The following is a 21,589-nucleotide window of genomic DNA, read 5'->3' on the forward strand; positions in this document are numbered from 1 at the left end:
ATCTACATATGAAACAATATCTTCTTATAGGCTTGGGATTACTGGCCTTAGCTTGTGAAACCCCTAAGGAAAAGGCAGACTTAATAGTACTTAATGCCAACGTATATACTGTAGACGATTCTTTTTCCAAAGCTTCTGCATTTGCCGTAAAGGATGGAAAGTTTGTAGGTGTAGGTACAACGGATGTTATTAAGGAGCAATATACTTCAGATAATATAATGGATGTTGGTGGGAAAACCATTGTCCCTGGCTTAATAGATGCCCATTGTCATTTTTATGGCTTGGGTCTTAATCAGCAAGTGGTAGATTTAACAGGTGCTACAAGCTTCAAGGAGATATTGGAGAGGGTAAAGGCTTTTCAGGAACAAAATCCCAAAGATTTCATTGTTGGTAGAGGTTGGGATCAGAATAATTGGGAGGTAAAAGAATTTCCTACTAAGGAAGAGTTGGATGAACTATTTCCCGATACCCCAGTATCATTACGAAGAATAGATGGTCATGCCCTAATTGCAAATCAGAAGGCGTTAGATATGGCTGGTATTACCAAGACCACTAAAGTAGATGGCGGAGAAGTGATTTTAAAAAACGGCGAACTTACCGGAGTACTGGTTGATGGGCCTATGGGGCTTATAGATGCTATTATTCCCGCTCCAGATAAGGAGACCAAAATTAGAGCCCTCAAGAAGGCGGAAGAATTATGCTTAGATTATGGCCTTACTACGGTAAACGATGCGGGTCTTGGTAGGTCTACGATAGCGCTTATAGATAGCTTGCAGCAGACAGGTGACTTATCTATTAGAGTGTATGCTATGGTAAGTGCCTCCCAAGAAAATTTAGATTACTATTTACCCAAAGGAATTATAAAGACCGATAAATTAAATGTGGGGTCTTTTAAGGTCTTTGGAGATGGCGCATTGGGCTCTAGAGGAGCTGCCATGAGGGAACCGTATTCAGATCAGCCCGGACATTATGGGGCTATGGTTACTTCCGTAGCTACTATTGAGGATATTGCAAGGCAAATTTCTGAGTCCGATTACCAGATGAATACCCATGCTATTGGAGATTCTGCTAATATTGCTGTGTTTAGAGCCTATAAAAATGTTCTAGAAGGAAAACCAGATCGTAGGTGGAAGATAGAGCACGCCCAGATAATATCCCCTGAGGATTTTGATTATTTTTCTGATGGAATTATACCTTCAGTACAGCCTACACACGCTACTAGTGATATGTATTGGGCAGGAGATAGGCTGGGAGAAGAGCGGTTGCAAGGCGCCTATGCTTATAAGACTATGTTGAACAAAGCAGGGACAATTGCATTGGGGACCGATTTTCCTGTGGAACAAGTGAATCCATTCCTTACCTTTTACTCCGCCGTAGCAAGAAAAGATGTGAATAATTATCCAGAGAATGGTTTTCAAATGAAGGATGCACTTAGCAGGGAAGAGACTTTAAAAGGGATGACGATATGGGCTGCCTATTCTAATTTTGAGGAAGCAGAAAAGGGAAGTATTTCGGTGGATAAATTTGCAGACTTTACTATATTGAGTGATGATATCATGACCGTTCCCCTAGAAGAGATCCCCAATATTAAAGCAGAAGCTACCTTTATAGATGGGAAGACAAAATAAGATGGTTAATCTCATTTATTCGGTACAGCGCTTTCTATATTTCTTAGAAACGGTTTCTAGTTTTTCGGATAAATCCTTAAGCCAGACCAATTGGTTATATATTAAGTGTGCCTCTTGTAGGTGAGATAACATATCTTTTTCAATAGTGATATTACCATTCTCTACTGCAGTTTCTCGTTCCCTTACTAAATTGTCATAGGAGAATTTTAAATTTTCTTTTGCGACGTCTATGTTTTCTGGGCGATTGCTAGGGAGTACATCAATTTGATCTATCTCCTTAGCGGCGTTTTTTAGCGTAGTCTCAATATAAGCAACCACTGTTCTAAAGTTAACCGATTCTGCTGTGGTTTTGTTATGCTGAATAAAGGTTCCTAAAGAAGCTAAGGTAGAGAGAATAGTATTATTTAAGGCTACCATTTCATAGATTAAATCTGCAGATTTTTGTTTGGATTTCGGGTCTTGAGACATACGCTGAAAAGCGGCATTTAAATTACTCACCGATAAAAAAGCTTCTTTTCTAGGGATTTTGTAACCTAATTCCGAAGTTTCTTTGGTGCGATATAAATGTCTAATGGCATCTAAATATTTAGCATTGGAGCGTATGCTTTCCGTAAGAAACTTATCTAAATTCATAGCCTCCCAACTGGGCCAGAAAAGATAATTAGCAATAACAGCAAGTACGGCTCCTAAAACAGTATCCAATACCCTGTATTGAATAATTTCTAAGGCATTTGGAACAATTAGGGAATAAACAAATATTACGTTGATGGTAATAAAAGCAGCTGCATATCGGTAGCTTTGTTGAATTAGGGAGAAAGCGATGGTTAAGGATAAGGCAGCTAGTACCCCATATACAATAGGATTTTGAGTTAAAAAGAGTATAACTATTGCAATAGCAGCTCCGGCCAGGGTTCCTATAATTCTATTGATAGATCTTTCTTTAGTAAGCCCGTAGTTAGGCCTCATGATTACAATAAGGGTTAGTAAGATCCAATAGGTATTTGTTATTCCAAAAGCAGTACCAAAAATATAGGCAATGGTAAGGGCAACAGTAAGACGGAGAGAATGTCTAAAAATTGGGGATTTTATACTAAGGTTTTCTAGGATAATATTAAACCCGTACTCTTGATCTGTAATAAACTGATGCGCATCCTTACTTTTTAGGGAGAGCTTAGAATCGTACCTAACATTTGCTAATGCCCGTCGTACAGTACGGATCTTTTGTAGTTGCAAGGTTTGGTAGTCGTGCAAGTTCTTTAGCATTACAGCACCTTCCCTAGCTTCTGGAAAACCAACTGCATCAATATAGGCTTTTATGGCTTCATTAGCCTCTGTAAGTGCCTTCACCATGGGTTCTTTGGAAGGAATGGCTTGTTTGGTGATGATACTATCTGATAATATTTTTAGCTGCTCGCTAAATACACTATTTACTTTTATAAATTTTTCGAGTTGAATTGTATGACCTTTAAAAAGTCGATCTACCTTATGGTAATCCAAACTATTGGCTAAAGCAAGCTCATAAATATCAATTAGGGATATAAAGATCATCAGGTGTTTCTCATCAAAATGAGACCTGTTTACTCTTTTCTCCTTGGTTAGGAGAAGCTCTCTTAGTACCTCGTGTTTTTCGCTAATTTCCGATTGTAGGCTAAAGAGCTTACGTGATAATTCATCTCTTTCCCCGGTTTTCGCTAATAATTCGCTTCTAACAGCTAGGTAGTCGCCCGTAAGGTTTAGAGTGTCCGATAGCAATTGGTCTTCATCCTTTTTTGGGATTATTCTATGAATTAATAGGGAAAAGCCTAAGTAAAAAAGACCACCAATTCCAATTAATAAAACATGAGTCCAAAGGGGAATAGTAGAGAGCCCGTGTGCAAGGCTTAAAATCATTGATAAAAGTCCTGAAAATGCTACTAGGGAGCCCCTAAATCCATATACAGCCAATAAGGAGATGAAAAAAGAAAAGACGAGAATTACGGTAAGTAGTAACCAGAAGTGTGGTTGGGCAAGGCTAACTATAAAGGTAACCCCCATGGTGAGGACTATACTTATTAGAATCCCTCGGACCTTCCTCCTTAAACTTCCTGGAATATCACTAGGGGCATTTAAAAACACCCCAATGGCCATCGGTATAGCGTATTCCGAATACCCCATCAGTCCAAGAGCAAGTAGCGGGATCAGTGCTGAAATAGTGAATTTACCAGCACGGAAAAAGTGTGCGCTTCTAAAATAAAGAGAAGCTAAACGTATCCAATCCTTAATCATAATACAAAAATACGTGCAATATTTTGGCTTTAAGGTTAGTTTGAGAACTAAGAAAGCCTAGGTGCAATTTTTTTGGGTTTTTCTAGGATTTAAAAAGGTATAAAAAATATAAAGACCGAAGCGTACACTTCGGTCTTTATATAGATTAAATTCTTTTTGGCAAGCCCTAAAAGGTGCTGCCGCTAACTTTTTAAAGTAAAGGTGAGACCCTTTAAGGCTCAATTAGCGAGTATTTTTATTAGAATACTATAGGGAGGCTTACTCTAGTATTTCCCCATCCTAAAACTAAATTAGTTCCTTTATCCATATCCTTATAGGCTATAGAAAAGGCATCCAAAGATTCCGATCCCTTGCTTACTTTAGCGGGTACTCTTAGAACATCTGCGCTTTCTTGGTAAGAATAGGCACCCCATTGATTTAGGTTTTTGTTTAAAATAATGGTCCATTCATTTGCACCAGGTATAGTAAATAAGGAATAGGTGCCTGCTGCTACTGCTTTCCCTCCAACGGTAGCATCTTTATAAAATGTTATTTCTGAAGCTTCGTTGGCTCCAGTGCGCCATACTTTTCCTGCAGGGGCCAATTCGGTAATAGACCTTCCTTTTAATTGAGGCCTACTATAAATTACCCTAACTAATTTTTCAGAGACTTTATAATCCGAAGGATAGGAAGCGATGTCAGCTGGACTTTTATCTAATCCGCTGAATTTTTGTGCTGTTGCATCTGTTGTAAAGCACATGGCAATGATCATAAGTGTAATTGTAAAAAGATTTTTCATTTTTAAAGTTTTAATGATTATCAAATTTAAGTAGTATTCCCTATTTATTGGTATAAATAGTCGCAATTTTTATACCAACTTACATTATGGAGCATTAGTTCTACTTAAACCCGACTTTAACTTTTTAATTACAACTAAAATGTAATATTAAGTTTCTATTTGTAACTAATATCACTATATATATTTTATAATTAAAACAATATAAAGACATTTGGTTTATAATTGATATAATAAATAAGTTATGTGTGGAATTGTTTGTGCTTTTGACGTGAAGGAAAGTACTGAGGTTTTAAGGCCTCAGCTATTGGAAATGTCTAAGAAAATTAGACACCGAGGACCAGATTGGAGTGGTATATTTTCTAATAATAAGGCTATAATGGCTCACGAGCGTTTAGCAATTGTAGATCCTGCTTCAGGAAAGCAGCCCTTGTTAAGTGAAGATGGGAAATTAGTTTTAGCAGCAAACGGTGAGATATATAATCATAGGGAGTTGCGTAGTCAATTGACGAGTTCCTATAATTTTCAGACAGAATCGGACTGTGAGGTAATCTTAGCCTTGTACAAAGAAAAGGGGATAAGCTTTCTAGACGAGATGAACGGAATTTTTGGTTTTGCCATTTATGATACGGAGAAGGACGAATATTTTATCGCTAGGGATCATATGGGAATCATTCCATTGTATATTGGATGGGATAGTAATGGTACCTTTTATGTAGCATCAGAATTAAAAGCCTTGGAAGGGACTTGTACTAAGATTGAGTTATTTCCTCCTGGTCACTATTTGCACAGTGCAGATGGCGAATTAAAACAATGGTATTCTAGAGATTGGAAAGACTATGATGAGGTAAAGGATAATGAAACAAGTATACAGAAGATAAGAGAGGCCTTGGAAGCTGCGGTGCACAGACAATTGATGTCAGACGTACCTTATGGAGTATTATTGTCTGGGGGGTTAGATTCTTCTATTACCTCGGCAATTGCAAAAAAATATGCTCAAAAGCGAGTAGAATCAGGTGATACTACAGAAGCTTGGTGGCCTCAGTTGCATTCCTTTTCTGTGGGATTGGAAGGGTCTCCAGATCTTGCTGCAGCTAAAAAAGTGGCAGATCATATTGGAACGGTACATCACGAGATAAAATTTACCATACAGGAAGGTTTAGATGCTTTAAAAGACGTGGTATATAAGTTAGAAACCTATGATGTAACTACTATTAGGGCTTCTACTCCTATGTACCTTATGGCTAGGGTGGTAAAGAGCATGGGAATTAAAATGGTGTTGTCTGGAGAAGGTGCCGATGAGCTCTTTGGTGGATACCTATACTTCCATAAAGCACCAAGTCCAAAAGACTTCCATGAGGAAACAGTGCGTAAATTAGAGAAGTTACATATGTACGATTGCCTTAGAGCAAACAAGTCGTTGGCGGCTTGGGGAATAGAGGGTAGGGTACCTTTCTTAGACAAGGAATTTATGGATGTGGCTATGAGGATTAACCCAAAGGATAAGATGATTAATGGGGAGCGAATGGAGAAATGGGTATTGCGAAAAGCTTTTGAAGATATGTTGCCAGAAAGTGTTGCTTGGAGGCAGAAAGAGCAGTTTTCTGATGGAGTGGGTTATAACTGGATAGATACCCTAAAAGACATGGTAGAAAACGAGGTATCGGATACGCAATTAGAAAATGCTAAATATAGGTTTCCATTACAAACCCCCACCTCAAAAGAGGAGTATTATTACCGTGCTGTTTTTGAGGAGCATTTCCCTTCAGATGCAGCTGCATTATGTGTTCCGCAAGAGGCCTCAGTGGCTTGTAGTACCAAAATTGCACTGGAATGGGATGAAGCTTTTAAAAACATGAACGACCCATCTGGAAGGGCAGTATCTAAAGTACATGCAGATGCTTATGTAAAATAATAAGGTTTATGGTTTTCTATAAGTTTAATTAGTAGTCGCTTTAGACAGCCATAAGAATTATGAATATATTTATGTTAAGTTAGTTTCTATGTTAATTAGAAACACCCACAAATGTCAATTTATTTGGTATGTGGGTGTTTTTTTTGTTTAAAAGTACGTAGTTGGTGTAACAATAAGTACAACTAAAAAGATTGCTTAAAGGGGAGTAATTGGAGTGAATTTATTAGTTGTTTCGATGCTGTTAATTTGATAAAAGGAATTACAAAACATCAATTAAGCAATTATTTGGGGGTATTTACTATGCTGAGGTATATCATGTCAATCAGCTACAATAAATCGCTTAGCGCAGCTGATAACCCCCTAATTTTAGTAAATATCCTTTACGGAAGGCTAAAAACCTAGGTTTTGCACATTTATTGTTGATAACTTGCCAAGTAATACCCGTAACAACCTTATAGTTTACGGGGTATTGATTATATTTGTAGGATTGCTAAAGTTATAATGAAATAAGTATAAATTTATGAGCGAAGAAGGAAAAAACGAAGAGCTTAAAAAGAATGATTATTCTGCAGATAGTATACAGGCTCTAGAGGGGATGGAACATGTACGTATGCGTCCGTCAATGTATATTGGGGATGTTGGTACTAGAGGGTTGCATCATTTGGTGTATGAGGTAGTGGATAACTCCATTGATGAAGCAATGGGTGGCCATTGTGATTCTATCGAAGTCATAATAAACGAAGATAATTCTATTACCACTACGGATAATGGTAGGGGTATTCCAGTAGATATTCATAAGAAAGAAGGGGTCTCCGCATTAGAGGTTGTAATGACCAAAATTGGAGCCGGTGGTAAGTTCGATAAAGATTCTTATAAAGTTTCTGGTGGACTTCACGGTGTTGGGGTATCCTGTGTGAACGCTTTGTCTAAGCACCTTAAAGCTACCGTACATAGAGACGGAGTTGTTTGGGAGCAAGAATATAGTCAAGGAAAAGCACTTTATCCTGTAAAAAGAGTTGGAGAGACCGATAAAAGAGGAACTATTGTATCCTTTACTCCTGATGATACTATTTTTACTCAGTCGATAGAATATAGCTACGAAACCTTATCTAATAGAATGCGAGAATTGGCATTCTTAAATAAAGGGCTAGCAATTACCCTTACCGATAAGAGACAAATAGATGAGAATGGTGAGTATTTAAGTGAGCGCTTTTTCTCTGAGGAAGGATTAAAAGAATTTATCAAATTCTTGGATGGAAATAGGGAGCCGTTAATTGGTACGGTAATCGCTATGGAAGGTGAGAAGAACGATATTCCTGTAGAAGTAGCTATGGTGTATAATACTTCTTATACAGAAAACCTTCACTCTTACGTAAACAATATTAATACCCATGAAGGAGGTACGCACCTTTCCGGTTTTAGAAGAGGTTTAACAACTACTCTTAAGAAATATGCGGATCAGTCCGGAATGTTAGATAAGTTGAAGTTTGAGGTGCAGGGGGACGACTTTAGAGAGGGGCTTACCGCTATTGTATCTGTAAAGGTACAGGAGCCTCAGTTTGAAGGTCAGACCAAAACCAAATTAGGTAACCGTGAGGTTTCTTCTGCAGTGAGTCAGGCAGTGTCAGAAATGCTGACCAACTACCTAGAAGAGCATCCAGATGATGCTAAGGTAATTGTTCAGAAAGTAATACTGGCTGCTCAAGCAAGACATGCTGCTACCAAAGCAAGGGAAATGGTGCAACGTAAAACGGTGATGAGTATAGGAGGACTTCCTGGAAAATTGTCGGATTGCTCGGAGCAAGACCCAACTTTATGCGAGGTATTCCTTGTGGAGGGAGATTCGGCGGGTGGTACTGCTAAACAAGGTAGAGATAGAAACTTCCAGGCAATTTTGCCATTAAGGGGTAAGATCCTTAACGTAGAGAAAGCTATGTCTCATAGGGTGTTCGAAAATGAGGAGATTAAAAACATCTATACCGCTTTAGGAGTTACTATCGGAACTGAAGAGGATAGTAAAGCACTTAACCTAGAAAAATTACGTTATCATAAGGTAGTAATCATGTGTGATGCGGATGTGGATGGTAGCCACATTGAAACCTTAATATTAACATTCTTCTTCCGTTATATGAGGGAGCTTATAGAAGGTGGTCACGTATATATTGCTACGCCACCACTTTATTTGGTTAAGAAAGGATCTAAAAAGCGCTATGCTTGGAGTGATAATGAAAGGGATGAGATTGCAGAAAGCTTTGGAGGTAGTGTTGGTATACAGCGATATAAAGGTCTTGGGGAGATGAATGCCGAGCAATTGTGGGATACCACAATGAATCCGGAACATAGGATCCTTAGACAAATAAATATTGATAACGCTACGGAATCAGATAGAGTTTTCTCTATGTTGATGGGGGATGACGTACCGCCTAGACGTGAGTTTATTGAGAAAAATGCTTCTTATGCTAAGATTGATGTATAAGTAAGACTGATTATAATTAAATCAAGCCCGCACAAATTGTGTGGGCTTTTTTTGTTTTATAAATCGGGTTTTGCTCTTAAAGAGAGATTTTTAAGTAATATGGTTGTTTTTTATTGGTGATTGCCGTTGCATTTAACGTTGAGGGAATTATTCGACTCATGGTACTTGCGCATACACCTACAAAATGTAAGATTTTACAACAATAATTAGATTTTGTATGATGAAATTTATTTATTTTGCTCGTTAATAATAACCACAACATATAATTATGAAATATATTATTGCTTCGGCTTGCCTATTCTTAGGTTTTGCAGGATTTTCTCAATCTAACGTTAATGAGATTTTTGCAGCGGGAATAGAGGATGCCGAGAAGTTTACCGATAACTATTTGGGGCCAGTCTCAGAGGGGGCGTTGTATAGTTTGGCAAATGGCTGGTACAATACTGCAGATGCTAAACCTTTGGGTGGATTTGAGATTTCTATAGTTGGGAATATGACCTCCTTTAAAGATGATAAGAAGACCTTTCTTTTGAACACTGCAGATTATGAAAACCTGCAATTCCAAGATGGTAGTACTTCTAAATTAGTGTCTACTGCTTTAGGGGATTTAGAAGGGATCGGAGTATTTGTAGAAGGAGAGTTTTTGGGGATTAGTTCTAGAGAAGAATTTGATTTACCTACCGGATTGGCTTCTGAAGGAATTAATTTTATTCCAAGTGGGTTTTTACAAGTTGGTGTAGGACTAGTTAAAGGACTTGAAGTGAAGGCTAGATTCTTACCTAAGATAGATAACGATGAGGTAAATATAGGCTTATACGGGGTTGGGTTACAACAAGAAATTACAAAGTTATTTTCTACAGAAAATGCATTGCCCGTAGCTATTTCTGCGGTAATAGGATATACTCATTTAGATGGAACTTATGATTTTACCAATACCAATGTAGTAGATGGTAAGGATCAGCGGATAGATGTGGGAATGGATGTGTGGAATTTCCAAGCAGTAGCAGCTACCAAATTAAAGATTATTAACTTCTACGGAGGCTTAGGATATGTTTCAGGAAAGTCTATTACAGATGTATTAGGTGAATATAATGTTCGTTCTGGACCCTTTCAGTCAGAAACCTATATAGACCCATTTAGTTTTACCAGAAAAGTAAGTGGAATGGCTGCTACTGTGGGAACCAAGTTAAAGCTAGGTTTTTTTAGACTAAATGCCGATTATACCTTTGCAGAATATAATAATTTAACGGTTGGTGTGAATTTCGGTTTTAGGTAAATCGCGTTGTAAAATATTTTGAAAATCCGGTCATGGGAAACTGTGGTCGGGTTTTTTTTGGAATAGTATTAACTATTAAGTAGTGAGATATTGGAATTGAGTTCTTCCCTCGGGCAAGCCCGAGAACACGAACTTTAGCTAACTTAAGTTTGGGTATCTTTTTAATAATATCCTATTTAAATAGCGAAGCAAAATTCCTTATCCTCAGAATAATGGGCCAAAGCTCCGAAATCAGGAGCGAAGGAACGTAGCGACGCGGAGTTTGGCCCATGGTTTTTCGACCTCGGTGTCGAAAAAATTCATAGGAGAAGGCGCCTTTTTCTTTGTTTCGTTTCTTTTGGGCGAGCAAAAGAAATGAAAGCAAGTAGGTTAGAGAAATTGATTAAAAGCACTTATTATTCAATTACAAAACTAACAACATAATGCATACCCAATATATGTTTAGTTAGATGATAGATGTTAGAAGTGAGTAGTGAGATGGGGCTTACTTGTCAAGGTGGAGCCTGCCTACCGAAGGTAGTGCCTGCCTACCGAGGGTAGGGCCTGTCTACCGAAGGTAGACGCAGTGGAGACCTCGTACAGAAATAGTACTGAGTATTAAGTACAAAGTATTTAGTATTTAGATTTGTTGGGTACAAACCTTTAACGCCTTAACAGTGAAAGATTAATTCTAGGTAAAATTAGAAATCTAATTTTAGTATTATATCTCTCCCTCGGGCAGGCCCGAGAACACGAATTTTAGCTAAGGTAAGATTGGGTGTCTTTTTAATAATATCCTAATTAAATAGCGTAGCATATAAAGCTCCTCGCTTTCGCTAGTACAAAGTATTAAGTAGTGAGTAGTTAGATTTGTTTGTTACATACCTTTAACATCCTAACTTGATTTATTACTCCATCACTTTTATGTAAAATCATTTGTAATGGTATTCCGGATTTATACTGAAATAGATTGTTGAATTAAAATTCTTGGTCTTCGCTACGGCTGGCTCCTCTAAACCAAGGTACACTGTACCTTAGTTTATCGGCCCTGTTCGTTTCTTTTATTCATACGCTTACTTATTGATATTAACGGAATTCATGAATGCATAGCATTTGGGCGAGCAAAAGAAACCGACGTAGGAGGTTCATGAATACCTTTAAAAAGGAAATAGAAAGCAATGAACTAAACCGACGAAGGAGCTTCATGAATTCCTATAAGAAACAAATAAAAACCAATGAACTAAATGAAAGCAAGTAGGTTAGAGAAATTGATTAAAAGCACTTATAATTCAAATACAAAACTAACTACATAATGCATACCCAATATATGTTTAGTTAGGTGATAGATGTTAGAATTGAGTAGTGAGATGGGGCTTACTTGCCAAGGTGGAGCCTGCCTACCGAAGGTAGTGCCTGTCTGCCGAAGGTAGACGCAGTGGAGACCTCGTACAGAAATAGTACTGAGTACGGAGTATTAAGTACAAAGTATTTAGTATTTAGATTTGTTGGTTACAAACCTTTAACGCCTTAACAGTGAAAGATTAATTCTAGGTAAAATTAGAAATCTAATTTTAGTATTATATCTCTCCATAGGGCAGGCCCGAGAAAAGGAACTTTAGATAATTAGCCGCAAATACGGTGACTGAGCGTAGTCGAAGTTATAAAATAAATATAGATGTTTAAATAAAAACAACGGTAAATGTAATTATGAGTACAAATCGGAGGGATTTGTTATTGTAATTAAAGGTTAGTATTGAGATGTTAGAATTGAGTAGTGAGATGGGGCTTACTTGCCAAGGTGGAGCCTGCTTACCGAAGGTAGTGCCTGTCTGCCGAAGGTAGATGCAGTGGAGACCTAAAAATAAGGAGATAAAGATAACACATGCAATTTCGCTCTTAGGTTAATGAAGGCTAAGTTTAGAATAATATCCTATAGCAGCCAATGGTAAACCCAAAGATTTTTTCTGAAGGAAATAAATCATTATTTTAAGAAGTATTATAAAGAGAACCATGAAAACAACACCAGAACATAATGAGCGAATAGCGAAAATGACTTTCGCTTCTGTATATCCTCATTATATTACAAAAGTGGAAAAAAAGGGCAGAACCGTGGAAGAGTTGCATCAGGTAATAGAATGGCTTACGGGGTTCAATGTCAGTAAATTGCAAGAGTTGATTAACGAGAAAGTTACTTTTGAAACTTTTTTCCAAGAAGCGATAATAAATCCTAATGCAGATCTTATTAAAGGGGTTATATGCGGTTATAGAATAGAGGAAATTGAAAACCCACTAACAAAGCAAGTTAGGTATTTGGATAAGCTAGTAGATGAATTGGCAAAAGGAAGAAAAATGGAAAAGATTCTGCGTACTAGATAAAAGAGAGGAATATCCTTTTACTTATATCTAACAATTTTTATACAGGCTTTCTTAAGGTTATTTATGCTGATTATTTTTATAAGGGGGGCATAAAATTATGTAGGCGTTTTCACTGGAACTTAAAATTTAATTTAAAGAAATTCGCCCCTGATATAAGGTGAAAATACTCGATTTTATTTTCTAAGAACCTACCATTATTATTAGTATATTTAGAAATAGATTTCTGTTGACTTCTCAGCTGTAATTAGCTGTGCCCTATGCTCATCAGAAAACTAGAATAAGCTAGCAGAAGGTCTGTTAGTGGTTAAGAACAAGAACAAGAGTATTTAAAAGATTATATCATGGCAAAGAGTCAAGACGCAAAGAAGAACGTAAAAAAAGAACCCGCTAAAACTGCAAAAGAGAAAAAGGCGGAAAAAAGGGAAAAGAAAGCTAAAAAAGGATAATCCTAGCTTTATAAAAACCATGGTATTAACTCCATTACATAGGGTCATTAGGCCCATATTAGATAATGATGAAAGTTGTGCTTTGGTGAAAGTTTGTATCCCTCCTGTGTGAGATACGTACTGACTACAATTAATTCTGTTGACAAGAGAAAAGACTCCCGAAATTCGATATTTCGGGAGTTTTTGTTTTATAGCATCTTGGTTTTATTAATCCATATGGCGCTATCCATCATAGTGAAAGCGTTTTAATATTTTATCACTTTGTATTTTTTGTTCCTTGTTAGGGCTATGTTGTACGTTTTAAAGGAAGTCAATAAAACGTTGTTAGGTTTCTTATAATACTTTATATTGTTTTAATATAGCAATATGAAATATCGGCGTGCGATTTATTACTGTCCGCGTTGGAGGTTTCCTTATTCTAGTGGTTGTTGGGGTACATATGAAGAACAGTAAAATAAACAAGGCGTGATTTTACTAATTAAATTTTTCGGGATACTAATGCTCCTCTCGGGGATATCGTTGCTTGTTAAACCAGATATAATTTTCCTCTTTATAGAGAATAATATGGCGAATACCTCATTATATGTCACTGCCATAGTAGTGCGTTTAGTTTTTGGGGTTCTATTTTTATTGACGGCGAGCAAAGCGAAATATTCTGGTGTAATTAAGTTTTTCGGTTACTTGTTTGTAATAGCTGCTTTCGTATTAATTCTCATGGGGGAAGTAGGTTTTAAAGACTTTTTTACTCCTCTTATTTCTGATTTTAGACCTTTTGCTGCAATAGCTGGTCTGTTTGCTATTGTATTTGGAGGGTTCTTAATATTTGCTTTTTCAGGTGGTAAGGAGAAATCGTCTACATAAATTTAAGTCAGCCTATAGCTATTTATAATGCCATCACTGTAATTTTCATTTCTATGCCTTCTGATAACTAGATTTTAATCCTAGCTCCCATCTTTTAATAAGTAGTTAGTTGCTGTAGATTCCTAAAAATTTTAGCGCTCATTCTCCTTCTTTTGCTATATTGTACACATAATACCTTAAAATTGGTTAAGGGTGAATGGGACTGCTGGTTGACGGCATAAACATACGCTTAACCGATTTTTTGCATATATCCACTAAACCAACCAAACTATGAAAATTTTGAAAATCACCATTTTCCTATTCGCCTTACTCCTTTTAACCAGCTGTGAAATTGTTCAGGAAACCCATTTTAATGTCAATGGAAGTGGCACCTATAGCCTTGGTTTTGATATGTCCGAGATGATGAAAATGGGGCTGAGTTCTGAGGAGGATGCTGCTAGTCAACAAATTGACACCCTACTTGTTTTTGCCGATTATATAGAATTAAAAAAAGATAGTATTGCCAAATTAAGTCAGGAAGACCAAGATAAAATTAAAGAGCTAGAACCTTTTAGTTTGTCTATGAAATCGGACTCGGTGACCAATACCTTAGAGATGAAATTGAAATACGATTTTAAGGATCAGGAAGATTTGCTGGCATTTGGGGAAAAGCTAAAAGGGCAGAATTTTGATGAATTGGATATTTTTAGTGGCGCATTAGCTAAAGACATATCCACAGACAATGCAGATGGGGAAGAGGGAAAAGAGGAGAGCGGCTTTCCAGATTTTAATAAATCTTTTATCACCAATTTTAGTAGAGCGGGGTTTTCTGTACGCATAACCCAGGAAGCTATGGAAAAGCAGGAAAAAGAGAAAGATACTACTATTACAGCGGATAGTCCTATGGTAGATATGATACGGTTTAAAAATAGGTATATATTTCCTTACAAAGTAAAATCGGTTAGCAATAAGAATGCGCGAGTCTTATCTGATTTTAAAGGCATCGAAATCTCAGGAAATCTTTATGAGATCACTAATAACCCACAATTCTTTGATACGGAAGTGAGGTTTGAAGGGGAGTGATTGGCTCTTGCTGATTATTTAAAGCATAGTGTTTTTAAGTGTTAGATTACTCTTGAGTTTCACACTCATGTAAGATTTTTAGCTCGGTAAAGTGAGGATGCATTCTAATATTTTATTATCTTGTTTGGTTGAGGTTTTTAATGGCTGGTTAGATGTATTAAGTGACGCACCTTTGATGTAAGTAGAATGAATTTGATTTAGGTAATAAATAAGAATATACTTAAAGTCGCATAGGAAGCGATAAAAATTCAGATGATAAATATTCTTTTACGAGAGCATATAAGTTGTTCATTGATTTCGCTAGAGACCTAGAGAAGCTAAATCACTCGTAATATTTTCAAACTAATTAAATACAAAGCATTATAATAATGATTGAAGTAGTTTGTGCTATAATAATAAAAGATGATAAAATTCTTATCGCCCAACGAAGTGAAGAAATGAAATTGCCTTTAAAATGGGAGTTTCCTGGAGGTAAGTTAAATGAAGGAGAGGACGAAGAGCAAGCTATTGTGAGAGAAATTAAAGAAGAGTTAAATATTGAAATATTTCCTCTTAAAAGGATATCCTCTAATATCCACGATTATGGTTCATTTAAAATAAAATTAACTGCCTATTTATGTGATTTTATAGGAGGTGAAATTGTTCTTTTAGAGCATAAGGATTTCAAATTTGTCAAATATGAGGATCTAATAAATCATGATTTAGCGGAAGCTGATATTCCTTTTATAAAGGAGTTAAAAACAGTTGTGTAATGATTGAAGGTATTTACGAACAGTTAATAACTAAGCTTGTCGCTTCCAAACTTCAAAGCCTCGAAATAAATGAATATTACATTAAGGACTCTGCAATTGATAAAGAGGAAGCGGCACAAGTTTTATCGAAGCACCTGAATAGTACAATTGGATATGCGCTATCCTTAATTAAGGGTGAACACGCAATAGAAAATCAAATTAAAATTGCTAATAAGATTATTGGGGTATTAAAAGATGAAATAGATAATGACCTTATTGAAGATGATCTTATAAAAGCAGAAGGGCGAATTCTAAAAGCTGTTTTCGAAAAAACTGATGCACATTTTTCAGATTTAGAATTACATCTTAAAGAAATAACTCCATATACCAGGCTAACACATAGTGAATTATTTACAGGTGGCAATGTTGGATTGTCTTTAGAGAGCGAATTGAAAAAGGAGATTTTGTCTTCAAACAGAGTAGATTTACTTGTATCTTTTATTAAATGGAAAGGAATAATAATTCTTGAAAGAGAGCTGAGAGAATTTACAGAAAGAGGTGGACGTTTAAGGGTAATCACTACTACATATATGGGTGCTTCAGATTATAAAGCAATTCAATTATTATCTAATCTGCCAAATACTGAAGTTAAAATTTCATATAATACTGGTAACGAAAGATTGCATGCAAAAGCATATTTCTTTTATCGCAATTCAGGGTTTCACACTGGCTATATTGGTTCTTCTAATTTTTCACGAACTGCATTAACAGATGGTTTGGAATGGAATCTTAAAATTACAACCAAAGAAGTTGGACACATCATTGACAAATTTCAAAAAACCTTTGAAGCTTACTGGCAAAATAATGAATTTGAATTATTTGATGACAAGATACATTCTGAGAAATTGATTAAGTCTTTAAGGTCAGGAAAAATGCCGCAACATGGTGTTAGTAATATAGCCTTTTTCGACTTGAAGCCTTACCCTTACCAAAAGGAAATTTTGGAAACATTGGAAGTTGAGCGCACTGTTCATAATCGACATAAAAATCTTTTAGTAGCAGCTACTGGAACAGGAAAGACTGTTATTTCAGCATTTGACTATAAAAAGTTCAAACAAGAAAATAAATCAGCAAAACTTCTTTTTGTAGCACACAGAAAAGAGATTTTAACCCAGGCTGCTTCAACCTTTCGAGGAGTTTTAAAAGACAATAATTTTGGTGAATTATGGGTGGATGGTATGCAGCCAGATAAATTCGATTTTGTATTTGCATCCGTGCAAACCTTAAGAAATAGAATCGAAGAGCTTTCTTTAAGTTCTACATTTTATGATTTTATCATTATTGATGAAGTTCATCACATTGCTGCTTCAAGTTATCGTCCTATTCTGAATCATTTTAAACCAGAAATTCTTTTAGGGTTGACTGCTACTCCTGAGAGAATGGATAATGAAAATATTTTAGACGATTTCTGTGATAGAATTGCTGCTGAAATTCGATTACCCGAAGCCTTAAACAGAAAGCTTCTATGTCCATTTCAATACTTCGGAATTTCTGATAGTGTAGACTTGTCTAAAGTTAGTTGGGAAAATGGAAGATATGTACCAAGTGAATTAACAAAATTGTATTTAGCTAATGACAGACGTGTAGGTGAAGTGATTAGCAACGCAGATAAATATTTAAGAGATATTAATGATGTAAGAGCTCTAGGATTCTGTGTGACTATTGAGCATGCAAAGTATATGGCAGAAAAATTCACTTTAGCTAATTTAAAAGCTCATTATCTAACAAGTGAAAACTCAAGAGAAAGAGAGGATATAAGAATAAAGTTGCGAAATAAAGAAATTAACTATTTATTCGTTGTTGACATATTTAATGAAGGAGTTGATATTCCTGAAATCGACACTGTGCTTTTCTTAAGACCAACCGAAAGTTTAACAGTTTTTCTTCAGCAGCTGGGTAGAGGGCTTAGATTGTCTGACGGCAAAGAATGTTTAACGATATTAGACTTTGTTGCTAATGCAAGACCAGAGTATAATTTTGAAAATAAATTTAGAGCCTTAATTGGTAAAACCACTACACCCGTTCAAAAGGAAATTAAGGATAACTTCCCTCACTTACCATTAGGATGCTCAATTGTTCTTGAAAAAAAGGCGAAGAATAGTATTCTGGAGAATATAATTGCGGCAACTAATGTAAATAAAAGGCAGCTTATTCAAAAGATTCAGAATTTTGAACATCAAACAACTTTGCCTCTTTCGCTAGCTAATTTTATAACTTTTAATAATCTTAGTCTTCAGGCAATTTATAAAAGGGGAAGTTGGAGTAGGCTTCTTCAACTGGCTGGAAAATACAAAGATTTTGAAAGCCACAATGAGAAAGAAATTGTTTCTACTATATTAAGAAAATGGTTGTCGACCAATTCCACAAGTTACTTTCGGTTCTTATTAAAGCTGGCAAAAGAGAACTTTAAGCCTGATTTTAGATTGTTTAATGAAGAGGAAAAAGTAATGTTGTTGATGTTGCATTATGATGTTTGGAAAGGTTCTGAAGGTTTTAAATCGATAAATGAAAGTATAGAAGCAATTGGAAAGAATAAAGTGTTAGTTAAAGAAATTATTGAAGTTTTAGAGATTCTTCTTGATAAAATTAGCTTCAAAGAATTAGATATTGAACTACCATATAAGCAACCTTTAAAATTACATTCTAGGTATACTAGAGACCAAATTTTGGCAGCTTTCGGGCTTAGTACATTTAATAAGAAATCTACTAATAGAGAAGGTGTGGCTGAGAATAAAACACTTAATACCGAAGTCCTGTTTATTGACCTTATTAAATCTGAAGAAGACTTCTCACCTAGCACAATGTATAATGATTATGCAATTAGTGAGACGTTATTTCATTGGCAAAGTCAAAATAAAACAAGAGCTGACAAAGGGAAAGGTTTAACATATATTCATCATCAGAAACTCAATAAAAAAATTCTACTTTTTGTTCGTGAAAAAGCAAAAGACGAGTTTGGAAATACAATGGGTTACGTATTTATAGGTGAGGGTAACATTCAAAAACATTATGGTTCTAAACCAATAAGTATAAATTGGCATTTAAGCGAGCCTCTTCCTCAATATTTATGGAAAACATCTGCTAAAATGGCTGTTGGATAATTTTTCACCTATCTAAACCTCCACCCCTGTCCCATTTTTCACAACTTTCGGTAAATGTGTTTCAATTTATCGAAGGTATGCAGTAGCGGCGGTTACTTACTACCTTTGCAAATTGATAGGGTAGGGGGTTGTCCGTTTGGTGGCTTGAGATTGGCTTTTTTTTGTGATCGTATTAAATAACACTAAGCATTTCCCCTCCTAAGTAGCTAACAATAATTTTAAGGTATTAGTGAGTAAGGAAGTAGCGGAAAATGGAATTAGCCAAAAATTAAAAAGGAATTTGCGAATTAGTAGGTACGTTATCTACAAGGAAACTTTGGTGGATTTTAATGAGCAGTTCTGGTCTTTTATTGGAGCGTTTTTTGGCATTGGCCTCATAGCCCTGTTGCAATCTTCCTTCCTGCATAAAACAGATCATATATTTCTTATTGGCTCTTTTGGCGCCTCTAGCGTGCTTATTTTTGGTGCTATCCAAAGCCCCATGGCTCAACCGAGGAACCTCCTTGGCGGACATATCATATCTGCCATTATTGGGGTGACCATCTTTAAACTCTTTCCAGATATTATTTGGATTACGGCACCACTTGCCGTATCAACTTCCATTATTGTGATGCAGATGACCAAAACCTTGCATCCACCAGGGGGAGCTACTGCCTTAATCGCGGTTGTTGGTACGGCAGAATTAAAGATGCTGGGATTCTTTTATGTTCTTTCTCCTGTTCTGTCTGGTACCCTAATTCTGCTGATTGTTGCACTTATTTTTAATAATATGACCAAGCAGCGTTCCTATCCTACCAATCGTAAATTAACCCGAATTTTTAGGACATGGAAGAGTGATGCTTAGTTTGGGCACGTACTATTGGTAATCTAGATGAAAAAAACCATGGATATTCTTTAAGGGAGGTTGTATTTAGTTTCCTTGCTAAATGCATAATTTATATAATCGCCGCGTTAGGGATAAAAGTGAAAAGCCCGCAGCGAGGTTCTCGCGTGGACTTGCAGCGAATAGCCCGGCCCGGAGGGAAACGCCAAAATATACCACATAAAAAAACCAATACCCCCACTAGAAAGCTAATGGGAAATATTGGTTTTATGCGCAACAGGGGTTAGAGGGCTAAAACGTTGCCCTGTTGTGCGCCATAATATCTTATGAGTCCTATGGGTGGATGGCTAATAGGTTTGCTTTACTTTTATTAAATGCGGTCCCCTTGTCTTTCTCATCTACGGTGGTTGTTACCTCTTCCTCTGGCGCTGTAAGTGGCTCATGGTCTACGGTTATCCTAGTGAAACTGGCGGAAAATAGAATGCCAATAAGTGCTAAGAATACATACGTTTTTTTCATTTTGTTGGTTTTTCTTAAATACGACCTTTTATCTCTAACGCTAACTATTGGGAACTATTGTGTAATTCCGATGTATGTCGCTATATTATAGTGTTTTATAGATGTGTAACCTTAATAGGGAGCTGTTTTCAATCTAGGGTGTAGTATCAGTAGATATTCCGTTTTTAACCCTTTAAAACACTAAAATGGACCGTAGTACATATAATTTTATAGGGTTTAACCTTTCTACTTCATAGTTTTCTATATAAAATCTGTATTTTTGGAAGATTGAAAATTAATTTTAAAAAATAATCTTATAATGAAAGTAACCATAGTTGGGGCAGGTGCTGTTGGCGCTAGTTGCGCAGAGTACATTGCAATAAAGGATTTTGCATCGGAAGTAGTAATCTTAGATATTAAGGAAGGTTTTGCCGAAGGGAAAGCCATGGACCTTATGCAAACCGCATCTTTAAACGGTTTTGATACCAAAATTACAGGGGTTACTAATGATTATAGTAAAACTGCTGGTAGTGATGTTGCTGTTATTACTTCTGGAATTCCACGTAAGCCGGGGATGACTCGTGAAGAGCTTATTGGGATTAATGCAGGTATTGTTAAAAGCGTTGCCTCTAGCCTTATTGAGCATTCGCCTAACGTTATTATAATGGTAGTAAGTAACCCTATGGATACTATGACCTACCTTGTTCATAAAACTACTGATCTTCCTAAGAATAGAATTATTGGTATGGGTGGTGCCTTAGATAGCGCCCGTTTTAAATACAGATTGGCAGAAGCATTAGATGCTCCTATCTCTGATATAGACGGTATGGTTATAGGTGGCCACAGTGATACCGGAATGGTACCATTAACCGCCCATGCTACTAGAAACAGTATTAAAGTATCTGAATTTATCTCTGAGGAGCGCTTAAACCAAGTTGCTGAAGACACCAAAGTTGGTGGTGCTACTTTAACTAAATTGTTGGGAACTAGTGCTTGGTACGCACCAGGAGCTGCAGTTTCTGCTATGGTACAGGCAATTGCTTGCGACCAAAAGAAAATGTTCCCTTGTTCTACCTTTTTGGAAGGGGAGTACGGTTTAGAAGATATCTGTATAGGAGTACCTGTACTATTAGGTAAAAACGGTATAGAGAAAGTTGTAAACATAGAATTAACTGAAGCAGAAAAAGCTAAAATGCAAGAAAGTGCCGCTGGGGTAAGAAAGACTAACGACCTTTTAGACCTATAATACGGAGGCTGATAAAAATTCAGGGCATCCTTTCCATTGCTTTCCGATCATTATCGGAAGTGGGAGGATGC

At 36.4% G+C, this 21,589-nt stretch carries 14 protein-coding genes; 11 read left to right on the forward strand and 3 right to left on the reverse strand.

Going from position 1 to position 21,589, the window contains the following annotated elements:
- Positions 1-8 precede the first annotated feature (8 nt).
- A complete protein-coding gene (locus H344_RS0118245) occupies positions 9-1,628 on the forward strand; it encodes an amidohydrolase (protein WP_026811585.1) in 1,620 nt (539 codons plus the stop codon).
- A 15-nt stretch (positions 1,629-1,643) separates the two neighbouring features.
- Here H344_RS0118245 and H344_RS0118250 read toward each other — a convergent pair whose 3' ends face one another.
- Together H344_RS0118250 and H344_RS0118255 are read right to left on the reverse strand one after the other, a co-directional pair.
- The gene (locus H344_RS0118250; protein WP_051254395.1) at positions 1,644-3,893 is read right to left on the reverse strand and encodes an FUSC family protein; all 2,250 of its coding nucleotides are present in this window, start codon (positions 3,891-3,893) and stop codon (positions 1,644-1,646) included.
- A 238-nt stretch (positions 3,894-4,131) separates the two neighbouring features.
- On the reverse strand, positions 4,132-4,671 hold the full coding sequence (locus H344_RS0118255) for a DUF2911 domain-containing protein (RefSeq protein ID WP_026811587.1): 540 nt from the start codon (positions 4,669-4,671) through the stop codon (positions 4,132-4,134).
- Positions 4,672-4,912: 241 nt separating this feature from the next.
- Here H344_RS0118255 and asnB point away from each other — a divergent pair, with 241 nt between their 5' ends.
- The 9 genes from asnB (at position 4,913) to H344_RS0118310 (ending at position 19,795) form a co-directional block, all read left to right on the forward strand.
- A complete protein-coding gene (gene asnB / locus H344_RS0118260) occupies positions 4,913-6,583 on the forward strand; it encodes an asparagine synthase B (RefSeq protein WP_026811588.1) in 1,671 nt (556 codons plus the stop codon).
- Between the two features lie 520 nt (positions 6,584-7,103).
- Positions 7,104-9,059, forward strand: coding sequence for a DNA topoisomerase (ATP-hydrolyzing) subunit B (gene gyrB, locus H344_RS0118265; protein WP_026811589.1), 1,956 nt, complete (start codon positions 7,104-7,106; stop codon positions 9,057-9,059).
- A 268-nt stretch (positions 9,060-9,327) separates the two neighbouring features.
- Positions 9,328-10,335 (forward strand): DUF6588 family protein, encoded by a 1,008-nt coding sequence (locus tag H344_RS0118270; RefSeq protein WP_026811590.1) that lies wholly within the window; start codon positions 9,328-9,330, stop codon positions 10,333-10,335.
- A 1,989-nt stretch (positions 10,336-12,324) separates the two neighbouring features.
- Entirely contained in the window at positions 12,325-12,690 is a 366-nt protein-coding gene (locus H344_RS0118280; protein ID WP_026811591.1) for a DUF2200 domain-containing protein, read from the forward strand.
- A gap of 1,010 nt (positions 12,691-13,700) precedes the next feature.
- Positions 13,701-13,997: a hypothetical protein gene (locus tag H344_RS0118290; protein WP_157378391.1), complete on the forward strand. Its 297-nt coding sequence runs from the start codon at positions 13,701-13,703 to the stop codon at positions 13,995-13,997.
- A 270-nt stretch (positions 13,998-14,267) separates the two neighbouring features.
- Positions 14,268-15,059, forward strand: coding sequence for a hypothetical protein (locus H344_RS21290; protein ID WP_051254396.1), 792 nt, complete (start codon positions 14,268-14,270; stop codon positions 15,057-15,059).
- A gap of 368 nt (positions 15,060-15,427) precedes the next feature.
- Entirely contained in the window at positions 15,428-15,811 is a 384-nt protein-coding gene (locus tag H344_RS0118300) for a (deoxy)nucleoside triphosphate pyrophosphohydrolase (RefSeq protein ID WP_026811593.1), read from the forward strand.
- Positions 15,811-18,951, forward strand: coding sequence for a DUF3427 domain-containing protein (locus H344_RS0118305; protein WP_026811594.1), 3,141 nt, complete (start codon positions 15,811-15,813; stop codon positions 18,949-18,951). Before H344_RS0118300 ends, H344_RS0118305 begins: the two co-directional genes overlap by 1 nt.
- A 229-nt stretch (positions 18,952-19,180) precedes the next feature.
- A complete protein-coding gene (locus H344_RS0118310; RefSeq protein ID WP_240485024.1) occupies positions 19,181-19,795 on the forward strand; it encodes an HPP family protein in 615 nt (204 codons plus the stop codon).
- Positions 19,796-20,107: 312 nt separating this feature from the next.
- Here the strand turns inward: H344_RS0118310 and H344_RS0118315 are convergent, their stop codons facing one another.
- Positions 20,108-20,293, reverse strand: coding sequence for a hypothetical protein (locus H344_RS0118315; RefSeq protein WP_026811596.1), 186 nt, complete (start codon positions 20,291-20,293; stop codon positions 20,108-20,110).
- Between the two features lie 298 nt (positions 20,294-20,591).
- Between H344_RS0118315 and mdh the strand changes: the two genes are divergently transcribed.
- Positions 20,592-21,518, forward strand: coding sequence for a malate dehydrogenase (mdh, locus tag H344_RS0118320; protein WP_026811597.1), 927 nt, complete (start codon positions 20,592-20,594; stop codon positions 21,516-21,518).
- Positions 21,519-21,589: the final 71 nt, after the last annotated feature.

It is taken from the genome of Arenibacter latericius DSM 15913, from assembly GCF_000424985.1.
GTDB lineage: Bacteria > Bacteroidota > Bacteroidia > Flavobacteriales > Flavobacteriaceae > Arenibacter > Arenibacter latericius.